This is a genomic window from Streptomyces sp. NPDC002793, assembly GCF_040295485.1.
GTDB lineage: Bacteria > Actinomycetota > Actinomycetes > Streptomycetales > Streptomycetaceae > Streptomyces.
Window position 1 is genome coordinate 190,376 of record NZ_JBEOVL010000004.1, and the last position, 19,926, is coordinate 210,301.

Sequence of the window (19,926 nt, forward strand, 5' to 3'; positions counted from 1 at the left end):
CCTCGCCCGGTTCCTACCGGGCGGCTCCCGCCCCTACCGGCCCAGGGCAGCGACGCCCGCCGCCGCGAACTTCTCGTCGAGGTCCCCGCTGGGGGCCCCCGCGACACCGATCCCCGCGACCGGGGCGCCCTTGACCTGCACGGGCGCGCCGCCCGCCAGGAACAGCGTGCCGGGGATGTCCTTCAGATTCGGGGCCTGCTCCAGGCGCTTGACCAGCTCGGACGTGGGCGCGTTCCAGGAGACGGCGGTGTACGCCTTCCGCTCGGCCGACTCGGGGGACTGCGGGCCCGCACCGTCGCCGCGCAGGGTGACGAGGGTGTTGCCGTTACGGTCGACGACCGCCACCGAGATGCGCTGGTTCTCCTTCTTCGCGGCGTCCAGCGCGGCCTGCGCTGCCTTGGTCGCGGCGGCCACGGTCAGGTGGGTGGACTGCTGGAGATTCCGGTCGGCCGCATCGGCCTTCACGGCGGCGGCGGGTGCGGCGGCCGGGGTGGACGCGTTCGCGGACATCGCGCCGAAGGTTCCGGCGCCCAGGGCCGCGGCGGCGACGGCACCGGTCAGGACACGGGTGCGCAGCGACATCTTCTTCATGATGGTCTCCTCAGTGAATTGCGGCCCGGCCTCGGACCGTCCTGCTTCCTGCCATCGATCCTCCGGCCGGATCCGGGCCCGTACCGTCGGCGTACCGGCTGCGAGCCGCGCCCTGGTCGGCTGACCGCCCCGTCGGCCGATCGGTTGATGCGGAGGTGGCCCGGGCGGGCGACCATGGGGTGTCCGCGCAGGTCAGCAGCCGCGCGGGACGCACGGCAGCACAGGGCACGGTCGACGGAGCGCGGGGTACGAGGTGCGGCGGAACGGAACCGAGCGGGGCGCGGAGGGCCCGACTGACCTGCCGGGCTCGGCGAACGACCCGGACGCCCGGTGGATGGCCCTGCTCATGCACGCCGCGTTCTTCCTGCTGCTCGGCGCCTCCCTCGCACGCTTCCTGATGCGTCACCCCGGTGAGACCCGCACCCCCTGGATCATCGCGCTGTCCGCGTCGCTCGCCGTGCTGTACCTCCTCGGCCCGGTGCTCGGCTCCCGCCCCACCCCGCGCCGGCTGGCCTGGCTCGGCGTCCTCGTCGCGGTGTGGATGGTCCTGGTCGTCCTCGCGCCGAGCTTCGCGTGGTGCGCCGTACCGCTCTTCTACACGGGCCTGCGGATCCTTCCGCCGCGCGCCGCCCTGGCGCTCGTCGCCCTGCTCACCGTGTTCGTCGTCGCCGCACAGCTGAGGCTCGCCACGGGCTTCGACCCGAATCTCGTCCTCGCCCCGCCCGCCGTCGCCGCCGTCGCCACCGCCGTCTTCGTCCACATGCAGCGCCAGGCCGTACGCCAGCGGGAACTGGCCGCGCGTCAGCGCGAGCTGATCGACGATCTGCTGCACACCCGGCGGGAACTGGCCGCCACCGAACGCCGGGAGGGGACCCTCGCGGAACGCCAGCGACTGTCGATGGAGATCCACGACACCCTGGCCCAAGGACTCTCCAGCCAGCAGATGCTGCTCCAGGCCGCCGACCGCTCCTGGGACACCGACCCGGCCACCGCCCGCCGGCACGTCCTGACGGCGACCGGCATCGCGGAACACAACCTCGCCGAGGCGCGCCGCTTCGTGCACGACCTCGCACCGGCCGACCTGGCGGAGGGCGGCGGGCTCGACGCGGTGCTGCGGACGCTCGCCGCCCGGGAGACCGCCCAGGCGCGCGGCGGCCTCACCGTCCGCTGCCACGTGGAAGGCGCCCCGGCCGCCGCGCTCCCCGACCGGGTGCAGTCGGCGCTGCTGCGGATCGCGCAGGGCGCCCTCGCGAACACCACCGAGCACGCGGAGGCCACCGCCGCCGCACTGACCCTGACCCACCTCGACGACCGGGTCGTCCTCGACATCGCCGACAACGGCCGGGGCTTCGACCCCGACCTGCCGGTGCCCCGCCCGCCCGACGGCGTACGCGGCCACGGGCTGCCGGCGATGCGTGCCCGGGTCCAGCAGCTCGGCGGCACACTGACCGTCGAATCCGCCCCCGGCGAGGGCACCGTCCTGTCCGCCGCCGTGCCCCTGCCCGACCCGGCCGCCCCACCCACCCCGGAGGAACGCGCATGACCCCGCCCGTACGGATCCTGCTCTGCGACGACCACGCCGTCGTACGGGCCGGGCTGCTCGCCCTCCTCGGCGGCGAACCCGACATCGAGGTCGTGGGCGAGGCGGGCAGCGGCGAGGAGGCCGTCGCCCTCGCCACCCGGCTCGGACCCGACGTCGTCCTGATGGACCTCCAGCTGGGCCCCGGGATCGACGGGGTCGAAGCCACCCGCCGCATCTCGGCCGCCGGAGCAGGCACCGTCAACGTGCTCGTCCTCACCACGTACGACACCGACGCCGACATCACCCGCGCCATCGAGGCGGGCGCCACCGGCTACCTGCTGAAGGCCGAACGCCCCGAGGAACTCTTCGCCGCGATCCGCGCCGCCGCCCAGGGCCGCACCACGCTCTCCCCGCCGGTCGCCAGCCGGGTCATGGCCCGGATGCGCAGCCCCCGGCCCACCCTCACCGACCGCGAACGCGACATCCTCGGCCAGCTGTCCCAGGGCCTCGGGAACCGTGACATCGCACGCGCCCTCTTCATCAGCGAAGCCACCGTCAAGACCCACCTGGGCCGGATCTACGAGAAGCTCGGCGTGGACACCCGGTCGGGGGCGGTCGCCGTCGCGAAGGAACAACGGCTGCTCCCGTAGGTCCCCGGCGCCGGGCGGCGCGAGGCGCCCGCACGGCATGACACCATCGAACCGTGCTCGACATCGGCTACTCCCTCTCCCGGCGCTTCCCGGACCCCCCGCAGACCGACTACCGCCGCGCGGACGTCCACGCCCTGCGGCACGACCTGTTCTCCGGGGACGTCTACCTCGCCGACACCAAGGCCGACCGCGAGGTGTCCACAGCCTGGGGATGGGTCCCCGTACTCGACTTCGCCTGGGCCCTCTGCGACATCGTCGAGCAGATCGACCGCGACCCCCGCGGCAACCGCTCGCACCGCCAGCAGTACGCCGAACTCGACTTCACCGAATCCTCCGACCGCATGCTCTTCGAGCGCCGCTTCGGCTGGGTGGACGTCGAAGCCGACTGGATGCCCGGCGACGAGCCGCCGCTCACCTTCAGCCACTCCCTGCTGCGCCGCGAGGCCCGCGATTTCCTGCACGACCTGATCGCCGACCTCGCCGACATGCACGAAGGCCTCGCCGACAACCCCGTCATCTGGGACCTCCAGGCCCGCTTCCCCCGCCTCTGACAGCACCCGGAGCCGACGCCTACGCCTCCACCCGCACCCCGATCTGCGCCGCGAACGCCGGAGCCAGCTCCATCAGCTGGGACGGGCTGATCACCGCTCCCGCCAGCCGCTCCACACCCCGCGCGATGTCGAGCTCGGCGACCGTCCGCAGATCGACGGACTCCATACGCACCGCACTGAAATCCGCCCGCTTCAGCACACAGTCCCGGAACTCGACCCGCACCAGCTGCGCGTCACCGAAATCCGGCTCCGACAGCACACACCCCTCGAACACGACGTCCTTCAGCCGTGCCTTGCGCAGATTCAGGTAATCGATCTTCCCGCCCCGCACGAGGACCCGCTCCAGCACCGCACCGTGCAGCTGCACCCCGCCCAGCCGCGCGTCCAGGATCTCCACATCCCGCAGCGACGCCCCCGCGAGATCGGTGCCCACACCCCGCACCCCCGTCAGCACCGAGTCGACGAACCGGGCCCGCACCAGCTCCGCCCGGTCCAGGGCGCAGCCGCGCAGCTCACAGTCCATGAACCGCGCCCCGGGACCCGACGCGTCGGCCAGGTCCGTCTCCCCGAACCGCACACCGTCGTAATCCCCGTCCGGCTCCAGACCCTCCCCGTCGAACTCCACGAGGGACGGCAGCCGGACCTCCGGCCGCCGAACCACCGCCACCCCGTCCTTCGCGCCCGCGCCCCTGCTGCTCCTGTTGCCTGTGCGTGCCATGCCCCCATCGTGACGCACACCACCGACACCGCCCCGGAGTGGGTGTCGCAGCGGGGGCGACAGCCATCCGCGGCTCAGGCCGCCCCGAGCTCCGCCAGCGCCCCGTCCGTCAGCCGGTACACCGTCCACTCGTCCTGGGGCCGCGCACCCAGCGACTCGTAGAAGGCGATGGACGGGGCGTTCCAGTCCAGCACCGACCACTCCAGGCGCCCGTACCCGCGCTCCACGCAGATCCGCGCCAACTCCCTCAGCAGCGCCTTCCCGTAACCCCCACCGCGCCGCTCGGGGCGGACGTACAGGTCCTCCAGGTACACACCGTGCACCCCGCGCCACGTCGAGAAGTTGAGGAACCACAGCGCGAACCCGACCACGGCCCCGTCGTCGTCCGACACCGCGACATGCGCGTACGCGGCGGGCCGCTCACCGAACAGGGCCTCGCGCAGCTGCTCCTCCGTGGCGTTCGCCTCGTGGAGCGCCTTCTCGTAGTCGGCGAGCTCACGGACCATGGCATGGATCTCGGGGACGTCCTCGGACGTGGCGGTACGGATCATGGGCGCAGCCTAACGACCGCCCCGCACCCCTCAGTCCCGTCCCAGCAGCCGCCGGGCGATCTCCGCATGGTCCGGATACAACCGCGGCTTCCCGCGCCGGATCCCCCACAGCGCGTTCTGCAGCACCCGCCCCAGCGTCCACGCCCGCGCACGCTCCCGGTCCAGCCCCAGCACCCCGGACAGCAGATCGAACCGCCACAGCACCTCGGACGCCTCGAACCTCTGGTCCAGCGCCGGGAACAGCTCGAACCCGGGATCGCCGGCGAGGGGCTTCGGGTCCAGGGCGACCCACTCCCCCGCCCGGTCCTCCTCCGCACGCCCGGCCAGGACGTTGGCGTAGTGCAGGTCCCAGTGCAGCAGCCGGTCCCCCGGCTCCCCCGCCACCTCCCGCACCGCCGCGGCGCAGTCCAGCAGCAGCCGCCGCTCGCCCTCGTCCGTCAGACCGGCCACCGCCCCCGGCGTCTCCTCCAGCATCCGCGCGGCCGCGTCCTCCAGCCGCCGCATCCCCGGCGGGGCCGGGACGAGCACCAGCCGGGCCAACGACTCCGCGAGCACCCGCACCGCCTCCCGGGCATCCGCCACATCGGTCAACGAACGCCGCTCGTCCAGCCGTTCCAGCAACATCGTGCCCGTCGCCGCGTCATGCTCCAGCAGACCCACCACCCCAGCGCCCGCCTCGCCCCACACCCGCAGCGCGACCGGCTCCCCCACCGTCTCCTCGTCCACCATCTGCAACTTCAGCGCCGCCCCGCGCCCGTCCGCCTCGCGCACCACCGGAACCACCAGCGCGCACATCCCGCACATCACGGCGCCGTCCGGCCGCAGCCCCCACTCCTCCAGGAACCTCCCCGCCAGCCGGGGCAGCGCACCGGCGAACGCCCGTCCCGCCGCACCCTTGTGCTCACTCAGATTCGCCATCAGGTCATCCGGTACGTCGATCACACCGTGAGCGTAGAGGTAACGTCCCTCCAGCGACTGGGCTGCACACGGACAAGCAGGGGACACATGAGCACCGTCAGTACCGTCAACGGCGGCATATCCTTCTGGTACGCGGGCGAGGGAACCCCCGCCCCACGCGAACCCCTGCCCGGCGACACCTCCGCCGACGTCTGCATCGTCGGCGGCGGATACACCGGACTCTGGACGGCGTACTACCTGAAGAAGGCCGTCCCCTTCCTCAACATCACCGTCCTGGAAGCCAAGTTCTGCGGATACGGCGCCTCCGGCCGCAACGGCGGCTGGCTCTACAACGGCATCGCCGGCCGCGACCGCTACGCCAGACTGCACGGCCACGACGCCGCGGTCCGCCTCCAGCAGGCCATGAACAACACCGTCGGCGAAGTCATCCGCATCGCCGGCGAAGAGAACATCGACGCCGACATCCACCACGGCGGCGTCCTCGAAGTCGCCCACACCCCCTCCCAGCTCGCCCGGCTCAAGGACTTTTACTCCGTCGAGATCGCCTTCGGCGAGACCGACCGCGTACTGCGCGGCGCCCGCGAGACCGCCGAGCGCATCCGCGTGTCCGGAGCCGTCGGCTCCAGCTGGACCCCGCACGGCGCACGCCTCCACCCCGCCAAGCTCGTCAAGGGCCTCGCCGACGCCGTCGAAGCCCTCGGTGTCACGATCCACGAGTCGACACCCGTCACCGAGATCAAGCCCAAGCACGCCGTCACCCCGTACGGCACGGTCCGCGCACCCTACGTACTGCGCTGCACCGAGGGCTTCACCGCGGGCCTCAAGGGCCAGAAGCGCACCTGGCTCCCCATGAACTCCTCCATGATCGTCACCGAGCCCCTCCCCAGGTCCCTCTGGGACACCATCGGCTGGGACGGCCGCGAGACCCTCGGCGACATGGCCCACGCCTACATGTACGCCCAGCGCACCGCCGACGACCGCATCGCACTCGGCGGCCGAGGCGTCCCCTACCGCTACGCCTCGGCCACCGACCACGACGGGCGCACCCAGCCGGCCACCATCGAGGCCCTGCGCGACCTGCTCGTCCGCTTCTTCCCCACCACCGCCGGCACCCGCATCGACCACGCCTGGTCCGGCGTACTCGGCGTCCCCCGCGACTGGTGCGCCACCGTCACCCTGGACCGCTCCACCGGCCTCGGCTGGGCCGGCGGCTACGTCGGCTCCGGCGTGGCCACCGCCAACCTCGCGGCCCGCACCCTGCGCGACCTGATCCAGCAGGACTCCGGCCAGGCCGGCCCCACCGACCTGACCGCCCTCCCCTGGGTCAACCACAGGGTCCGCCGCTGGGAGCCCGAACCCTTCCGCTGGCTCGGCGTCCACAGCCTCTACGCCGCCTACCGCGCGGCAGACCGCCGCGAGACGGCCTCACCGAACCTCGGCACGGACCGCCTGGCGAAAGCGGCGGACCGCATCGCGGGCCGACGCTGAGACCAGACGGCGTCCCGGCTCCCCGAACCACCCCTCAGGCGGCCTCCGCCCGCCGTCCGCCGTCGCGGTGAATGGGCGTCGCCGAACCCGTGAGGGGGACGCCCGTCCCACCGCGCCGGGCCGCGACGATCTCCGCCGCGATGGACAGGGCGGTCTCCTCCGGCGTACGAGCTCCCAGGTCGAGGCCGATCGGCGAGCGGAGCCGGGCCAACTCGGCTTCACGCAACCCCGCTTCCCGCAGCTTCCGGTCACGGTCCGCATGGGTACGGCGCGAACCCATCGCCCCGACGAACGCCACCGGCAACCTCAAGGCCTGTGTCAGCAGCGGAACGTCGAACTTGGCATCGTGGGTGAGCACGCACAGGACCGTGCGCCCGTCGGTCTCGGTGCGCCGCAGATAGCGGTGCGGCCAGTCCACGACCACGTCGTCGGCCTCCGGGAAACGGGCCCGGGTGGCGAACACAGGACGGGCGTCGCACACCGTGACGTGGTAGCCGAGGAACTTTCCCGCCCGGACGAGCGCCGCCGCGAAGTCGATCGCACCGAACACGATCATCCGAGGCGGCGGCAGGCTCGACTCCACCAGGAAGGTGAGGCCACCCGGACAGTGGGTCCCGTCCTCCGCGAGGTCGAACGTGCCGGTACGACCCGCGTCCAGCATCGCCCTCGCCTCGGCCGCCACCGCCCTGTCCAGCTCCGGGGAACCGGTGCCGCACGACCCCTCGTACGACCCGTCGACACGCACCGACAACGCCCTGCCCAGGAGCCCGGCAGGGCCCCGGACCACCCGGGCCAGGGCCGTCGGCCCGCCCGAGGCGGCGCCCGACAACGCCGACCGGACCGCCTCCCGGGCAGGCGACCGCGCGTCGACCGGGGTGACCATGACGTCGAGGACCCCGCCGCAGGTAAGCCCGACCGCGAAGGCGTCCTCGTCGCTGTAGCCGAACCGCTCGACGACGGTCCCGCCGTCCTCCAGCGCCTGGACGCACAGGTCGTACACCGCCCCCTCCACACAGCCGCCGGAGACCGAACCGATGACCGTGCCCCCACTGTCGACGGCAAGCGCCGCGCCCGGACCGCGCGGCGCGCTGCCGCCGACAGCCACGACAGTGGCCACGGCGAACTCCCGGCCCTCCTCAGCCCAACGGGCCAGCTCGTCGGCTATGTCAAGCACGAGAACCCGCCGTGAGGACACGATCGGGCCTGATGGGCAGGGTGCGGTGGCGCACCCCGGTCGCATGCCAGACGGCGTTGGCGATCGCCGCCGCCGCCCCCACGATGCCGATCTCGCCGATGCCCTTGATCCCCACCGGGTCGTCCGGGTCCGGGTCGTCCACCCAGTCCGCCTCGACGACCGGCACATCCGCGTTCGTGGAGATGTGATAGCCCGCCAGGTCGGCACCGTACAGAGCGCCGGTGTTCCGGTCCCTGACCGCCTCCTCGTGCAGGGCCATGGAAATGCCCCAGATCATCCCGCCGGTGAGCTGGTTGCGCGCCGTGAGCGGGTTGACGATCCGCCCGGCCGCGAAGATGCCGAGCATGCGGCGCACCCGCACCTCTCCCGTGGTCACGTCCACGGCGACCTCGGCGAACTGCGCCCCGTAGGAGTGCCGCTCCTTCTGCGCGAGGGCCCCGATGGCCTCGGTCGTGTCCGACCGCACCGTGATGCCCTCCGGCGGGACGGCGTCGCCCATGGCGAGACGCCCCCGCAGCTCCTCGGCCGCCGCCGTGACCGCCCAGGCCCACGACCGGGTGCCCATCGACCCGCCGGCGATCATCGCCGGCCCGAAGTCGCTGTCGCCGATCCGTACGCGTACACGTTCGGTCGGGACGTCGAGGGCGTCGGCGGCCACCAGCGTGAGCGCCGTACGCGCCCCGGTACCGATGTCCGCGGCGTTGATCCGCACGGTGAAGGTGCCGTCGGCCTCCGCGGTCGCGGCCGCCGTGGACGGCATCGCTCCGGCGCCGAAGGAGGCGCCCGCCGTCCCGGTACCGAGCAGCCAGCGCCCGTCCCGGCGCAGCCCGGGACGCGGGTCCCGGCCGGCCCAGCCGAACCTCCGGGCCCCCACGCGGAAACACTCGGGCAGCCTGCGGGTACTGAACGGCAGCCCGGAGACCGGACCCACCTCCGGCTCGTTGCGCAGACGCAGCTCGACCGGGTCGATGCCGCACTTCTCCGCGAGCTCGTCGAACGCCGACTCCAGCGCGAACGATCCGGGCGCCTCACCGGGAGCACGCATGAAGGTCGGACTCGGCACATCGAGCCGCACGACGCTGTTCGCCGTGCGGTGGGCGGGCGCGTCGTACATCACCCGGGCCACTCCGGCGCCCGGCTCGGTGAACTCGTACACGGTCGAGGTGGCGCTCACGCAGCTGTGATCCAGCGCCCGCAGCCGGCCCTCGGCGTCGGCACCGAGCCGGACCCGCTGGATCGTCGGGCTCCGGTAGCCGGCGAGCGAGAACAGCTGACGGCGCGTCATGACGACGCGGACCGGGCGGGACAGGGAGGTGGCCGCCATCACCGCGGCCACCTGGTGCGCACGGACACCCTTGCTCCCGAAGCCCCCGCCGACGTGCTCGGACCGCACGCGCACCGACGCCGGATCGAGCGAGAAGAGACTCGCGAGTTCGTTCGCGACCCACACAGTGCCCTGGTTGGAGTCCACGACCTCGAGCCGGCCACCGTCCCACAGCGCGGTCACCGCATGCGGCTCCATCGAGTTGTGGTGCTCCTCGGGCGTGGAGTACTCGGCGTCCAGGACGACGGCGGACCCGGCCAGCTCGGCCTCCAGGTCCCCCTTCTCCGTCACCCCCGGCCCGCTGATGCCGGGCGTCGTCTCCGCGTCGGGGAGTGCGCCGGAGAAGGTGACGTCGTGCGGCTCCTCCTCGTACTGCACCACCAGCGCTTCGGCGGCTTCCCTGGCCTGCTCGGACGTCTCGGCGACGACCAGCGCCACCGGCCAGCCCGCGTGCGGCACCCGGTCGTGCTGGAACACGGCGACGGTCGGGTCCGGCGGCATGCCGAGCATGCCGATGTAGTCGGTGTCGACCTGGGGAGCGTTCCCGTGGTGCAGGACGGTGAGGACGCCCGGCATCTCCAGGACCGGTCCGGTCTCCACCGAGCGGATACGGCCGCGGGTGATCGTCGACAACACCAGCCATCCGTGCGCGAGACCGGCGAACGGGATCTCGCCCGCGTAACGGGCCGCCCCGGTGACCTTGTCGCGGCCCTCCACACGGGTGTGGGCGGTGCCGACGGCCTTCGTCGTCCTGGTACCGGTCGTGGTGGTGGTCATCGGGCGGCCTCCTCGGCGAGTTCGCTCAGCACGGCGACGACGAGGTTGCGCATCAGTGTCACCTTGTACGCGTTGTGCGGCAGCGGCCGGGCGGCCGCCAGTTCGGCGTCGGCCGCTGCGGCGAAGGCCGCGGCGTCCGCCGGTCCACCGGTCAGTGCCTGTTCGGCCGTGTGCGCCCGCCACGGCCGGGACGCGACCGCTCCGAAGGCCAGGCGCACCTCGTGCACGACGCCGTCACGGACGTCGAGCGCGGCGGCGATCGAACCGATCGCGAAGGCGTACGAGGCGCGCTCGCGCACCTTGCGGTAACGGGAGTTGGCGGCCACCGGGGCGGGCGGCAGGACGACGCCGGTGATCAGCGCCCCCGGCGGGAGGGCCGTCTCACGGTGCGGGGTGTCGCCCACCGGCAGGTAGAACTCGGCGAGGGGCAACCGGCCCGGCCCGTCGGCCGTCTCGTAGGAGACGAGCGCCCCGAAGGCCGCCAGCGCCACCCCCATGTCGGACGGGTGGGTGGCCACGCAGTGGTCGGAGGCGCCCAGCACCGCGTGGTTGTGGTGCTCGCCCTCGATCGCGGGGCAGCCACTGCCCGGAACACGCTTGTTGCACGGCTTGGTCACGTCGCCGAAGTAGCCGCAGCGGGTCCGTTGCAGCAGATTCCCGCCGACGGTGGCCATGTTGCGCAACTGCCCGGAGGCGCCCGCCAGCACCGCCTGGGACAGCGCGGGGTAGTCACGGCGCACGTCGGGATGCGCCGCGAGATCGCTGTTGGTGACGGTCGCACCGATGCGCAGACCGCCGTCCTCGGCCACCTCGATCCGGTCCAACGGGAGTTCGCGTACGTCGACGAGCCTGCCGGGCCGCTCGACGCCGGTCTTCATCAGGTCGACGAGATTGGTGCCGCCCCCGAGGATCCTGGCGTCCGGGTCGGCGTCGAGCAGCGCGAGCGCACCGGAGACGTCGACCGCGCGTTCGTATCCGAACTCCTTCATGCCGCAGCCCCCTCGCGCTCCTGGTCCTGCGTACCCTCTTCGGCGCGGACAGCCTCCGCACGAATTCCAGCCGCGCGTTCGACCGCCTGCACGATCGCCACATAGGCGCCGCAGCGGCACAGATTGCCGCTCATCCGCTCCCGGATCTCCTCCGGCGTCAGTGGTGGTGGCCCGGCTTCGGGGCGTACGTCGTCGGTGACGGCGCTCGGCCAGCCGGCGGCGTGCTCCTCGATCATCGCGATGGCCGAACAGATCTGTCCCGGCGTGCAGTAGCCGCACTGATAGCCGTCGAGATCGAGGAACGCCTGCTGCACGGGGTGCAGTTGCTCGCCTTCGGCGAGTCCTTCGACGGTGGAGATCTCCCGGCCCTCGGCCGCCACGGCCAGCTGCAGGCAGGCGACGGTCCGGCGCTGGTCGACCAGGACGGTGCACGCACCGCACTGCCCCTGGTCACAGCCCTTCTTGGTACCGGTCAGATCGAGGCGCTCACGCAGGGCGTCGAGCAGGGTGGTGCGGTGGTCGACGGTCAGCGCGCGCTTCTCGCCGTTGATGTTCAGGGTGATGGCACTGTGCGTCGTCGGGGGCGTGGGGGCCATGATCAGCCTTCTTTCGCATGTCCGGACCACATCGCGAGGAGGGTCCGGCAGAAAAGGAAACGGAAGACGCGAAGTCGCAGGGAAGGAGAATGAGAGCCGGTGTCGACCGCCAGCTGTCCGTCCCGGCCGCGCACCGCTAAGGTGAACCTAACCGGACAGCTGTCCGCTCACCGGAAAACGTAATGGACAGTTGTCCGCTTACGCAAGGACGGGATTCGGCCACGGATCCGCGAGGAGGACGAGTGCGGCAGAAGAAGGACGCCCCCCTGCGCTCGGACGCGCAGCGAAATCGCGAACGCATCCTGGAAGTGGCCCTGACGGAGCTGACACTCTGCGCGGACGCCCCGCTCAGCGTGATCGCCAAGAAGGCGGGCGTCGGCCAGGGCACCCTCTACCGCAACTTCCCCAGCCGCGAGGCCCTCGTCCTGGAGATCTACCGCCACGAGATGCGGCAGGTCGCCGACGCCGCGACCGAGCTCCTCAGGACCCACGAGCCCGACCACGCCCTACGCGAGTGGATGGACCACCTCGCCCGTTTCGCCATGACCAAGGCCGGCCTCGCAGTCGCGATACGCCAGGCCACCAGCGCCCCGGGCAGCCCCGCCAAGCCGGACCCCACCCCCATCACGTCAGCGGCGGAACTCCTTCTCCGCACCGCCGAAGAGGCGGGCACCATCCGCCCGGGAGTGACCGCGGACGACTTCGTCCTCGCCATCGCCGGCCTCTGGCAACTCGACCCCCACGGCGACTGGCAACCCCGTGCCACCCGCCTCCTGGACCTGGTCATGGGCGGGCTGCGGGCGGGGGCTTCGGGCGGCAACAACTGAAAGGCCCAGGTCAGGGGTGCCTGACCTGGGCCTTCGTGGAGCCCCCTGTCGGATTCGAACCGACGACCTACGCATTACAAGTGCGTTGCTCTGGCCGGACTGAGCTAAGGAGGCGCGCGGAAGCAGTGTAACCAACCTCAGGACCGGAACCTGCTCGATATTCGGGACCTCGGACTGCTGACAGATCCGAAAACGCCAGGTAGGTTCACCTCAGGTTCACTCCAGTGGACCACACCACTCCCTACTCGGACCGTCCGGCACGTTCCTGCCGGTTGAGGAGAAGCATCGTCATGGCCAGTGTCACGTTCGACAAGGCGTCCCGCGTCTACCCCGGCTCCACCAAGCCGGCTGTGGACCAGCTCGAGATCGACATCGAGGACGGCGAGTTCCTCGTCCTCGTCGGTCCTTCCGGTTGCGGCAAGTCGACCTCCCTGCGCATGCTCGCGGGTCTCGAGGACGTCAACGGCGGTGCGATCCGCATCGGTGACCGCGACGTCACGCACCTGCCGCCGAAGGACCGGGACATCGCCATGGTGTTCCAGAACTACGCGCTCTACCCGCACATGTCCGTCGCGGACAACATGGGCTTCGCGCTGAAGATCGCCGGGATCAACAAGACGGAGATCCGGGCGAAGGTCGAAGAGGCCGCCAAGATGCTGGACCTCACCGACTACCTGGACCGGAAGCCGAAGGCGCTCTCGGGTGGTCAGCGTCAGCGTGTGGCGATGGGCCGTGCCATCGTGCGTGAGCCGCAGGTCTTCCTCATGGACGAGCCGCTGTCGAACCTCGACGCCAAGCTTCGCGTGTCGACGCGTACGCAGATCGCCTCGCTGCAGCGCCGCCTCGGCATCACCACCGTGTACGTCACCCACGACCAGGTCGAGGCCCTCACCATGGGTGACCGCGTCGCGGTCCTCAAGGACGGTCTGCTCCAGCAGGTCGACTCGCCGCGCAACATGTACGACCGCCCGGCGAACCTCTTCGTGGCCGGCTTCATCGGCTCCCCGGCGATGAACCTCGTCGAGGTCCCGATCACCGACGGTGGCGTGAAGTTCGGCAACAGCGTCGTCCCGGTCTCCCGTGCGGCGCTCTCCGCCGCCGCGGACCGCGGTGACCGCACCGTCACGGTCGGCATCCGCCCCGAGCACTTCGACATCGTCGAGCACGGCGGCGCCGCCGCGACCGGCCTCTCCAAGGCCTCGTCCGACGCGCCGGCCGGCCTCGCCGTCTCCGTCAACGTCGTCGAGGAGCTCGGCGCCGACGGATTCGTCTACGGTGGCGCGCAGGTCGGTGGCGAGCACAAGGACCTGGTCGTCCGCGTCGGCGGCCGTGCCGTTCCGGAGAAGGGCACGGAGCTGCACGTCGTGCCGCGCCCGGAGGAGCTGCACGTCTTCGCCACGTCGACCGGTGAGCGCCTGACCGCCTGAGCCCTCCTGCTCCGAGCCGCTACGGCCCCGTCCGCCCTCGCTCCGAGGGTGGGCGGGGCCGTTCGCGTGTCCTGGGGCGGAATCGGGTTTCGGATCCGGCATACGCGGAATTCCCCGGCGCACCGGCCGATTCACCCCAGCCCGTCAACGCCGAATTCGAAAAGGCCACTCGAACCATCCCTCTCAGGGGTGACGAAATGTCGCCAGGTCATCACTGACCGCTACGCTCGCCTGCGTGACCCACACCGCGCGCCGAATCGGCCGAACCCTAGCTCTCGTACTGCCCGTCGTCATGGTTCTGTCCGGGACCCTCGCGGTCACCCGTGTGCAGTGGTCGGGGCAGGACACCGAAACCCAGTTGCTGACCGCCGCCTCGGAGACCGTGTCCAAGCGGGCGAAGGCCCGGGCCCCTCAGGACGTTCTGCGGGACAAGCTCCTGCTGGAGCTCCGTGAGAAGGACCCTGGGGCCGCTCTGACGAGCCTCCAGCGGACCGTCGAGGGACGGCCCTCCCTCGCGAAGCACTGCATGTCGATCGCCAAGGCGCTCGGCAAGGCCGCCGTCGACCAGTACGGTCCGACGCGTGCCCACCGCTTCTCCCGTCCGGTCTGCGACACCTCGTTCGCCTCGGGCGTCGCGCAGTTCAGCTGAGCCGGGCATGTCCGGGCACGGCATATCGTGCCTGGCATGCATACGTTTCCGTCGCAGGCCGTGATCCTGGCGGGTGGTCAGGGCTCACGGCTGCGCCCCTACACCGATGACCGCCCCAAGCCGATGGTCGAGATCCCGGGGACCGGGACCCCGATCATCGGCCATCAGCTGTCCTGGCTGGCTGCCGAGGGCGTCACCGACGCCGTGATCTCGTGCGGCCATCTCGCCGATGTCCTGCAGGAATGGCTGGACTCGGCCGACCTTCCGTTGCGCGTCGCCACCGTCGTCGAGACCGAGCCGCTGGGCCGGGGCGGCGGTCTGAAGCATGCCGCGACCCGGCTCCCTGATCCGTCGGAGCCCTGGTACGCGACGAACGGCGACATCTGGACCCGCTTCTCGCTGCGGGAGATGGCCGCGTTCCACGCGGAGCGGGACGCCACGGCGACGCTCGCGCTCGCCCGTCCGCGCATCCCGTGGGGCGCCGTGGAGACCGACGCGTTCGGGCACATCACCGACTTCATCGAGTCGCCCCCGTCGCCATATCTGATCAACGCCGGCGTGTATGTCTTCTCGCCGGCGTTCACCGCGATGCTGCCGGACCGGGGCGACCACGAGCGGACGACGTTCCCCCGGCTGGCCCGTGAGCGTCGGCTGGCAGGTTTTCCGCTGCCGCACGGGGCGTACTGGCGGGCCATCGACACCGCGAAGGACCTCACGGAGGCGGCGAAGGAGCTGGGCTCCCACACGGGCGCCTGAGACCCGCCGTACGTATGCGAGGGCGGTCACCGGAAGCCGGTGACCGCCCTCGGGGCGTGCGGTGTCGGTGTCAGCCGAGCAGACCGCCGATGGGGTTCCGGCCGGCGCCGCCGGTCGAGCCGTCGTCGGATCCGCCGGTGGAGCCGCCCTCGTCCGCGCCGCCGGTCGTGCCACCGGAGTCGGCGGAGCCGGACGAGGTGGGGCCCGCGTCGCCGACGGGGGGTTCCTGCGGGGCCGGTTCCTGCGGGGGTGCCTGGCCGGTGCCCTGGGTCTGGCTGGGCTGACCCGTGCTCGCCCCGGCCGTCGGGGTGGAGTCACCGGTGGAGTCGGAGCCCTGGGTGGGCTCCTCGGCCGACGGGGTGCCGCCGGGTGCGCTGGAGGGGGTCGCCTCGGGGGTCCCGCCGTCCGGGGTCCGTGAGGGCTTGCCTTGCTTGTCCTCAGACGTGTCGGGGAGGGGGGAGCCCGGCAGCTGGTTGGTCGGATAGCTGTCGGGACCCGGCACGGTGACGACCTCGGTGGAGCGGACGGCCCCGCCGAGCATGGAGCCGACCAGCAGGGTCAGACCGACGACGACGGTGGCGACCACGGTGCCGCGGCGCAGCACGCGGCGGCGGAGGTCCCAGATCGCGGAGCGCGGGCCGAGCGTGCGCCAGGCCTCCCCCGCGAGGCGTCCGTCGAGTGAGTAGACGGGGGCGCCGGCGATGACGAGCGGGCTCCAGGCGGCCAGCAGGATGATGTCGGGGGTGTCGTAGGCGGCGGCGCTGCGCCAGCTGACCGTCACCAGGATGGCGGCGGAGAGCAGGACGCCGAAGGCCGCTGCGACGCGCTGCCAGAGCCCGAGGACGGTGAGGACTCCGACGACGACCTGGAGGAAGGCGACGGAGAGCCCGGCGGCGACGGGGTGGGAGAGCGCGAAGTCGCGCAGGGGTTCGGCGGCGCTCCAGGGGTGCAGCGAGGTCAGCCACTTGACCATGGAGCCGCGGTCGCCGCCGTCGAAGTAGGCGGGATCGCAGAGCTTGCCCATGCCGGTGTAGATGGCGAGGAAGCCGAGGATGACGCGCAGGGGCAGGAGAACGACCCCGAGGTTCATCCTTCGGCCGGGGTAGTAGGCGTGCCGGACGTCGTCGGTGGCGTGACGCCGCTCCGTGGCCGAGGTGTTGTCCTGGTCCTCGGCGTCGGGCCCGGCGTCGTAGGTGAGGTCGTACGCGTCGTGGGACGGCGTGCCGACAGTGTCGTAGGCGCCGACGGCCTGCCGCATCGGGGGGAGCAGCGGCCCGGTGCGGGCGCCTCCGGGCTGGTGGGGCCCGAGTACGGGGTTGGGTTGGGTCTCGTCGAGGCGCGGGATGACCTGGGTGCCGATGGCCGCGTCGTCGTGTCCCGGGGCGAAGTCTCCGCCGGGGCGGGTGTCGAGGTGGCCGGCGGTGGAGTTCCGTACGGCCTGCAGGAGTCCGGTCGCTCCGGGGTCGCCCGGTTCGGACCTGCCGCTCCAGACGACGGGGGCCCGCCTGCGTCCGCCCGCGCCCCCCATGGCGGGGATCCTGACCGGTCCGGCGGAGCCCACGGGGCGCAGACGGGTGCGCTGACCCGGGGCGAGCTGCACCCTGAAGCTGGCGTGGCTGACGATGACCTGCGCGGGGTCGCTGTCCACCTTTGTCATGCTCAGGGCGGGTTGATCGTCGAACCGAGGCGTTCTGGTGTCCACACTCATCTAACCGAGTGATGTGTGATTAGGACACTGCCTTGACGCGTCGGGAGTGTCCGCGACCCGTCAATTCCAGCCAACTCCTACCGAACGGGAGCTCCTGTTCGATATCCGCTCGTCCACCCGCGTAGGCCCACGGACCCGGCGCCGCCATGAGAACGGCCGACCGGCCCGACGGACCGAGCGTGGACGGCCTCGGGAGCGCTACCCGGGCCGTCCTTCGGCGGCGTCACGCCCTGCGGCGTGCCACCTCGTAGAGCACGATGCCCGCGGCGACGCCGGCGTTCAGCGACTCGGCGCCACCCGGCATGGAGATCCTGACCCGGTAGTCGCAGGTCTCGCCGACGAGCCGGCCGAGGCCCTTGCCCTCGCTGCCGATGACGATGACGACGGGGCCCGCGAGGGCTTCCAGGTCCTCGACGGTGTGCTCGCCGTCGGCGGCGAGGCCGACGACGGTGAGGCCCGCCTTCTGGTAGCCCTCCAGGGCGCGCGTCAGGTTGGTGACTCGGGAGACGGGGGTCCGGGCCGCGGTGCCGGCCGAGGACTTCCAGGCTCCGGCGGTCATACCGGCCGCCCGGCGCTCGGGAACGACGACGCCGTGGCCGCCGAAGGCGGAGACGGACCGGACGATCGCGCCGAGGTTACGGGGGTCGGTGACGCCGTCGAGCGCGACGATCAGCGGGTCCTCGTTGTTGTCGTACGCGGCGGCGGTGAGGTCCTCCGGGTGTGCGTACTCGTACGGCGGGACCTGGAGGACGAGGCCCTGGTGGTTCAGGCCGTTCGTCATCCGGTCGAGCTCGGGACGCGGGGCCTCCATGAGGTGGATGTTGCCGCGCTCACCGGCGAGCTGGAGTGCCTCGCGGACCCGCTCGTCGTTGTCGATGTACTGCTGGACGTAGAGGGTGGTCGCGGGGACGCCGTCACGCAGCGCCTCGAAGACCGGGTTACGGCCGACGACCATCTCCGACGTGCCCTTGGCGCCGCCACGGCGCGGTGCGGGGCGGCGGGCGGCGGCCTGCTTGGCCTGGGCGTTCGCCACCCGGTTCTTCTTGTGTCCCTTACGGGCGGACGCGGGCGGCGTCGGTCCCTTGCCTTCGAGAGCACGGCGTCGGTTACCGCCGCTGCCGACCTGCATGCCCTTCTTGTTGGACGTGCGGCGGTTCCTGCGCTGGCTGTTCCCGGCCATGACCTACCTGTTTCGTTGCTTCAGAAAGACGTCGTCAAGTGAAAGTGTGCCGCCCGGACGGCCGGGCGGCACATTTGCGCTGCTCACGCATGGTGCGAAGGTCCGCTCAGCGCGGTCCGAGAGACCACCGGGGTCCGCTGGGGCTGTCCTCGATGACGAGGCCGGACTGGTTGAGCTGGTCGCGGATCGCGTCGGCCGCGGGCCAGTCCTTGCGCTCGCGTGCGGACTGGCGCTGGTCGAGGACGAGCCGTACGAGGGTGTCGACGACGCCGTGCAGATCCTCGCCGCGGTCGCTCTCGCCCGCCCAGTGGGGGTCGAGCGGGTCCAGGCCGAGGACGCCGAGCATCGCACGCACCTCGGCAAGGCGGGCGACTGCGGCTTCCTTGTCGTCGGCGGCGAGGGCGGAATTGCCCTGCCGGACGGCGGTGTGGACGATCGCGAGCGCCTGCGGGACACCGAGGTCGTCGTCCATGGCCTCGGCGAAGGCGGGCGGCACCTCCGCCGCCGGCTCGACCGGTCCCCCGGTCTTCTCCATGACGCGCTGGACGAAGCCCTCGATGCGCGCGAAAGCGGACTCGGCCTCGCGCAGCGCGTCCTCGCTGTACTCGATCATGGAGCGGTAGTGCGGGGTGCCGAGGTAGTAGCGGAGGACGATCGGGCGCCAGGCCTTCACCATCTCGCTGACCAGCACGGAGTTGCCGAGGGACTTCGACATCTTCTCGCCGGCCATGGTGACCCAGCCGTTGTGCACCCAGTACGCCGCGAAGGCGTCGCCGAAGGCCTTGGCCTGGGCGATCTCGTTCTCGTGGTGCGGGAAGACCAGGTCGAGGCCGCCGCCGTGGATGTCGAAGGCGGTACCGAGGTACTTGTGCGCCATCGCGGAGCACTCCAGGTGCCAGCCGGGACGGCCGCGGCCCCACGGGGTCTCCCAGCTGGGCTCGCCGGGCTTGGCGGCCTTCCACATGGCGAAGTCGCGCTGGTCCCGCTTGCCGGTCTCACCGTCGCCGGACGGCTGGCGCAGGTCGTCGAGGTCCTGGTTGGAGAGCTCGAGATATCCCTCGTACGAGCGGACGTCGAAGTAGACGTTGCCGTCGGCCTCGTAGGCGTGTCCGCGCTCGATGAGGCCGCGCATCATCTCGACCATCTCGGTGATGTGGCCGGTGGCCCGCGGTTCGTACGTGGGCGGGAGGCAGCCCAGGGCGTCGTAGCCGGCGTTGAACGCGCGCTCGTTCTCGTAGCCGATGGCCCACCAGGGGCGGCCTTGCTCGGCGGACTTCTTGATGATCTTGTCGTCGATGTCGGTGACGTTCCGGATGAACGTGACGTCGTAGCCGCGGTATTCGAACCAGCGGCGCATGATGTCGAAGTTCAGCCCGGACCTGATGTGCCCGATGTGCGGGGCGGCCTGCACCGTGGCGCCACAGAGGTAGATCGAGACACAGCCCGCTGTGAGCGGGACGAAGTCACGAATCTGCCGGGCGTTGGTGTCATGCAGGCGAATAGTCACCC

General features: G+C 71.8%; 19 protein-coding genes and 1 tRNA gene. 8 read left to right on the forward strand and 12 right to left on the reverse strand.

What is annotated here, in order from left to right; genetic code table 11:
* Positions 1 to 33 precede the first annotated feature (33 nt).
* Complete coding sequence (locus ABT001_RS05735; protein ID WP_351272852.1) at positions 34 to 591, reverse strand: GlcG/HbpS family heme-binding protein; 558 nt, start codon at positions 589 to 591, stop codon at positions 34 to 36.
* Between the two features lie 253 nt (positions 592 to 844).
* Between ABT001_RS05735 and ABT001_RS05740 the strand changes: the two genes are divergently transcribed.
* Genes ABT001_RS05740 through ABT001_RS05750 form a run of 3 tightly spaced genes read left to right on the forward strand, consistent with a single transcriptional unit; the run spans position 845 to position 3,314 of the window.
* A complete protein-coding gene (locus ABT001_RS05740; RefSeq protein WP_351272854.1) occupies positions 845 to 2,134 on the forward strand; it encodes a sensor histidine kinase in 1,290 nt (429 codons plus the stop codon).
* On the forward strand, positions 2,131 to 2,763 hold the full coding sequence (locus tag ABT001_RS05745; protein WP_351272857.1) for a response regulator: 633 nt from the start codon (positions 2,131 to 2,133) through the stop codon (positions 2,761 to 2,763). Before ABT001_RS05740 ends, ABT001_RS05745 begins: the two co-directional genes overlap by 4 nt.
* A gap of 53 nt (positions 2,764 to 2,816) precedes the next feature.
* Positions 2,817 to 3,314: a hypothetical protein gene (locus ABT001_RS05750; protein ID WP_307125666.1), complete on the forward strand. Its 498-nt coding sequence runs from the start codon at positions 2,817 to 2,819 to the stop codon at positions 3,312 to 3,314.
* A gap of 19 nt (positions 3,315 to 3,333) precedes the next feature.
* Here ABT001_RS05750 and ABT001_RS05755 read toward each other — a convergent pair whose 3' ends face one another.
* The 3 genes from ABT001_RS05755 to ABT001_RS05765 form a co-directional block, all read right to left on the reverse strand.
* Complete coding sequence (locus tag ABT001_RS05755) at positions 3,334 to 4,032, reverse strand: pentapeptide repeat-containing protein (protein WP_351272861.1); 699 nt, start codon at positions 4,030 to 4,032, stop codon at positions 3,334 to 3,336.
* 74 nt (positions 4,033 to 4,106) lie between these two features.
* Positions 4,107 to 4,583 carry a GNAT family N-acetyltransferase gene (locus ABT001_RS05760; RefSeq protein WP_351272864.1) on the reverse strand — a complete coding sequence of 159 codons (477 nt, stop codon included), beginning with the start codon at positions 4,581 to 4,583 and terminating at the stop codon, positions 4,107 to 4,109.
* A 30-nt stretch (positions 4,584 to 4,613) separates the two neighbouring features.
* The gene (locus ABT001_RS05765) at positions 4,614 to 5,501 is read right to left on the reverse strand and encodes an aminoglycoside phosphotransferase family protein (RefSeq protein ID WP_502967428.1); all 888 of its coding nucleotides are present in this window, start codon (positions 5,499 to 5,501) and stop codon (positions 4,614 to 4,616) included.
* A gap of 87 nt (positions 5,502 to 5,588) precedes the next feature.
* Here ABT001_RS05765 and ABT001_RS05770 point away from each other — a divergent pair, with 87 nt between their 5' ends.
* Positions 5,589 to 6,989 carry an NAD(P)/FAD-dependent oxidoreductase gene (locus ABT001_RS05770; RefSeq protein ID WP_351272869.1) on the forward strand — a complete coding sequence of 467 codons (1,401 nt, stop codon included), beginning with the start codon at positions 5,589 to 5,591 and terminating at the stop codon, positions 6,987 to 6,989.
* Between the two features lie 34 nt (positions 6,990 to 7,023).
* On the opposite strand, the gene ABT001_RS05775 is transcribed toward ABT001_RS05770, so the two are convergent.
* Genes ABT001_RS05775 through ABT001_RS05790 form a run of 4 tightly spaced genes read right to left on the reverse strand, consistent with a single transcriptional unit; the run spans position 7,024 to position 11,870 of the window.
* Positions 7,024 to 8,163, reverse strand: coding sequence for an XdhC family protein (locus ABT001_RS05775; RefSeq protein ID WP_351272871.1), 1,140 nt, complete (start codon positions 8,161 to 8,163; stop codon positions 7,024 to 7,026).
* The gene (locus tag ABT001_RS05780; protein ID WP_351272873.1) at positions 8,156 to 10,285 is read right to left on the reverse strand and encodes a xanthine dehydrogenase family protein molybdopterin-binding subunit; all 2,130 of its coding nucleotides are present in this window, start codon (positions 10,283 to 10,285) and stop codon (positions 8,156 to 8,158) included. The genes ABT001_RS05775 and ABT001_RS05780 overlap by 8 nt, the downstream gene beginning before the upstream one ends.
* Positions 10,282 to 11,274, reverse strand: a complete 993-nt coding sequence (locus ABT001_RS05785; protein ID WP_351272876.1) for an FAD binding domain-containing protein — start codon at positions 11,272 to 11,274, stop codon at positions 10,282 to 10,284. The genes ABT001_RS05780 and ABT001_RS05785 overlap by 4 nt, the downstream gene beginning before the upstream one ends.
* On the reverse strand, positions 11,271 to 11,870 hold the full coding sequence (locus ABT001_RS05790) for a (2Fe-2S)-binding protein (RefSeq protein WP_351272879.1): 600 nt from the start codon (positions 11,868 to 11,870) through the stop codon (positions 11,271 to 11,273). The genes ABT001_RS05785 and ABT001_RS05790 overlap by 4 nt, the downstream gene beginning before the upstream one ends.
* Before the next feature lie 242 nt (positions 11,871 to 12,112).
* Here ABT001_RS05790 and ABT001_RS05795 point away from each other — a divergent pair, with 242 nt between their 5' ends.
* Entirely contained in the window at positions 12,113 to 12,697 is a 585-nt protein-coding gene (locus ABT001_RS05795; protein WP_351272882.1) for a TetR/AcrR family transcriptional regulator, read from the forward strand.
* Between the two features lie 36 nt (positions 12,698 to 12,733).
* Here ABT001_RS05795 and ABT001_RS05800 read toward each other — a convergent pair.
* A tRNA-Thr gene (locus ABT001_RS05800) sits at positions 12,734 to 12,811 on the reverse strand.
* A gap of 176 nt (positions 12,812 to 12,987) precedes the next feature.
* Here ABT001_RS05800 and ABT001_RS05805 point away from each other — a divergent pair.
* The 3 genes from ABT001_RS05805 (at position 12,988) to ABT001_RS05815 (ending at position 15,529) form a co-directional block, all read left to right on the forward strand.
* Complete coding sequence (locus ABT001_RS05805; protein WP_351272885.1) at positions 12,988 to 14,124, forward strand: ABC transporter ATP-binding protein; 1,137 nt, start codon at positions 12,988 to 12,990, stop codon at positions 14,122 to 14,124.
* A 235-nt stretch (positions 14,125 to 14,359) separates the two neighbouring features.
* Complete coding sequence (locus ABT001_RS05810) at positions 14,360 to 14,773, forward strand: hypothetical protein (protein WP_351272887.1); 414 nt, start codon at positions 14,360 to 14,362, stop codon at positions 14,771 to 14,773.
* 36 nt (positions 14,774 to 14,809) lie between these two features.
* A complete protein-coding gene (locus ABT001_RS05815) occupies positions 14,810 to 15,529 on the forward strand; it encodes a nucleotidyltransferase family protein (RefSeq protein ID WP_351272890.1) in 720 nt (239 codons plus the stop codon).
* Positions 15,530 to 15,599: 70 nt separating this feature from the next.
* Here the strand turns inward: ABT001_RS05815 and ABT001_RS05820 are convergent, their stop codons facing one another.
* The 3 genes from ABT001_RS05820 to cysS all read right to left on the reverse strand — a co-directional run bounded on the left by ABT001_RS05820 (position 15,600) and on the right by cysS (position 19,924).
* The gene (locus tag ABT001_RS05820; RefSeq protein WP_351272892.1) at positions 15,600 to 17,237 is read right to left on the reverse strand and encodes a DoxX family membrane protein; all 1,638 of its coding nucleotides are present in this window, start codon (positions 17,235 to 17,237) and stop codon (positions 15,600 to 15,602) included.
* Positions 17,238 to 17,460: 223 nt separating this feature from the next.
* Positions 17,461 to 18,417, reverse strand: coding sequence for a 23S rRNA (guanosine(2251)-2'-O)-methyltransferase RlmB (rlmB, locus tag ABT001_RS05825; protein ID WP_351272895.1), 957 nt, complete (start codon positions 18,415 to 18,417; stop codon positions 17,461 to 17,463).
* A gap of 106 nt (positions 18,418 to 18,523) precedes the next feature.
* On the reverse strand, positions 18,524 to 19,924 hold the full coding sequence (gene cysS / locus ABT001_RS05830) for a cysteine--tRNA ligase (protein WP_351272898.1): 1,401 nt from the start codon (positions 19,922 to 19,924) through the stop codon (positions 18,524 to 18,526).
* Positions 19,925 to 19,926: the final 2 nt, after the last annotated feature.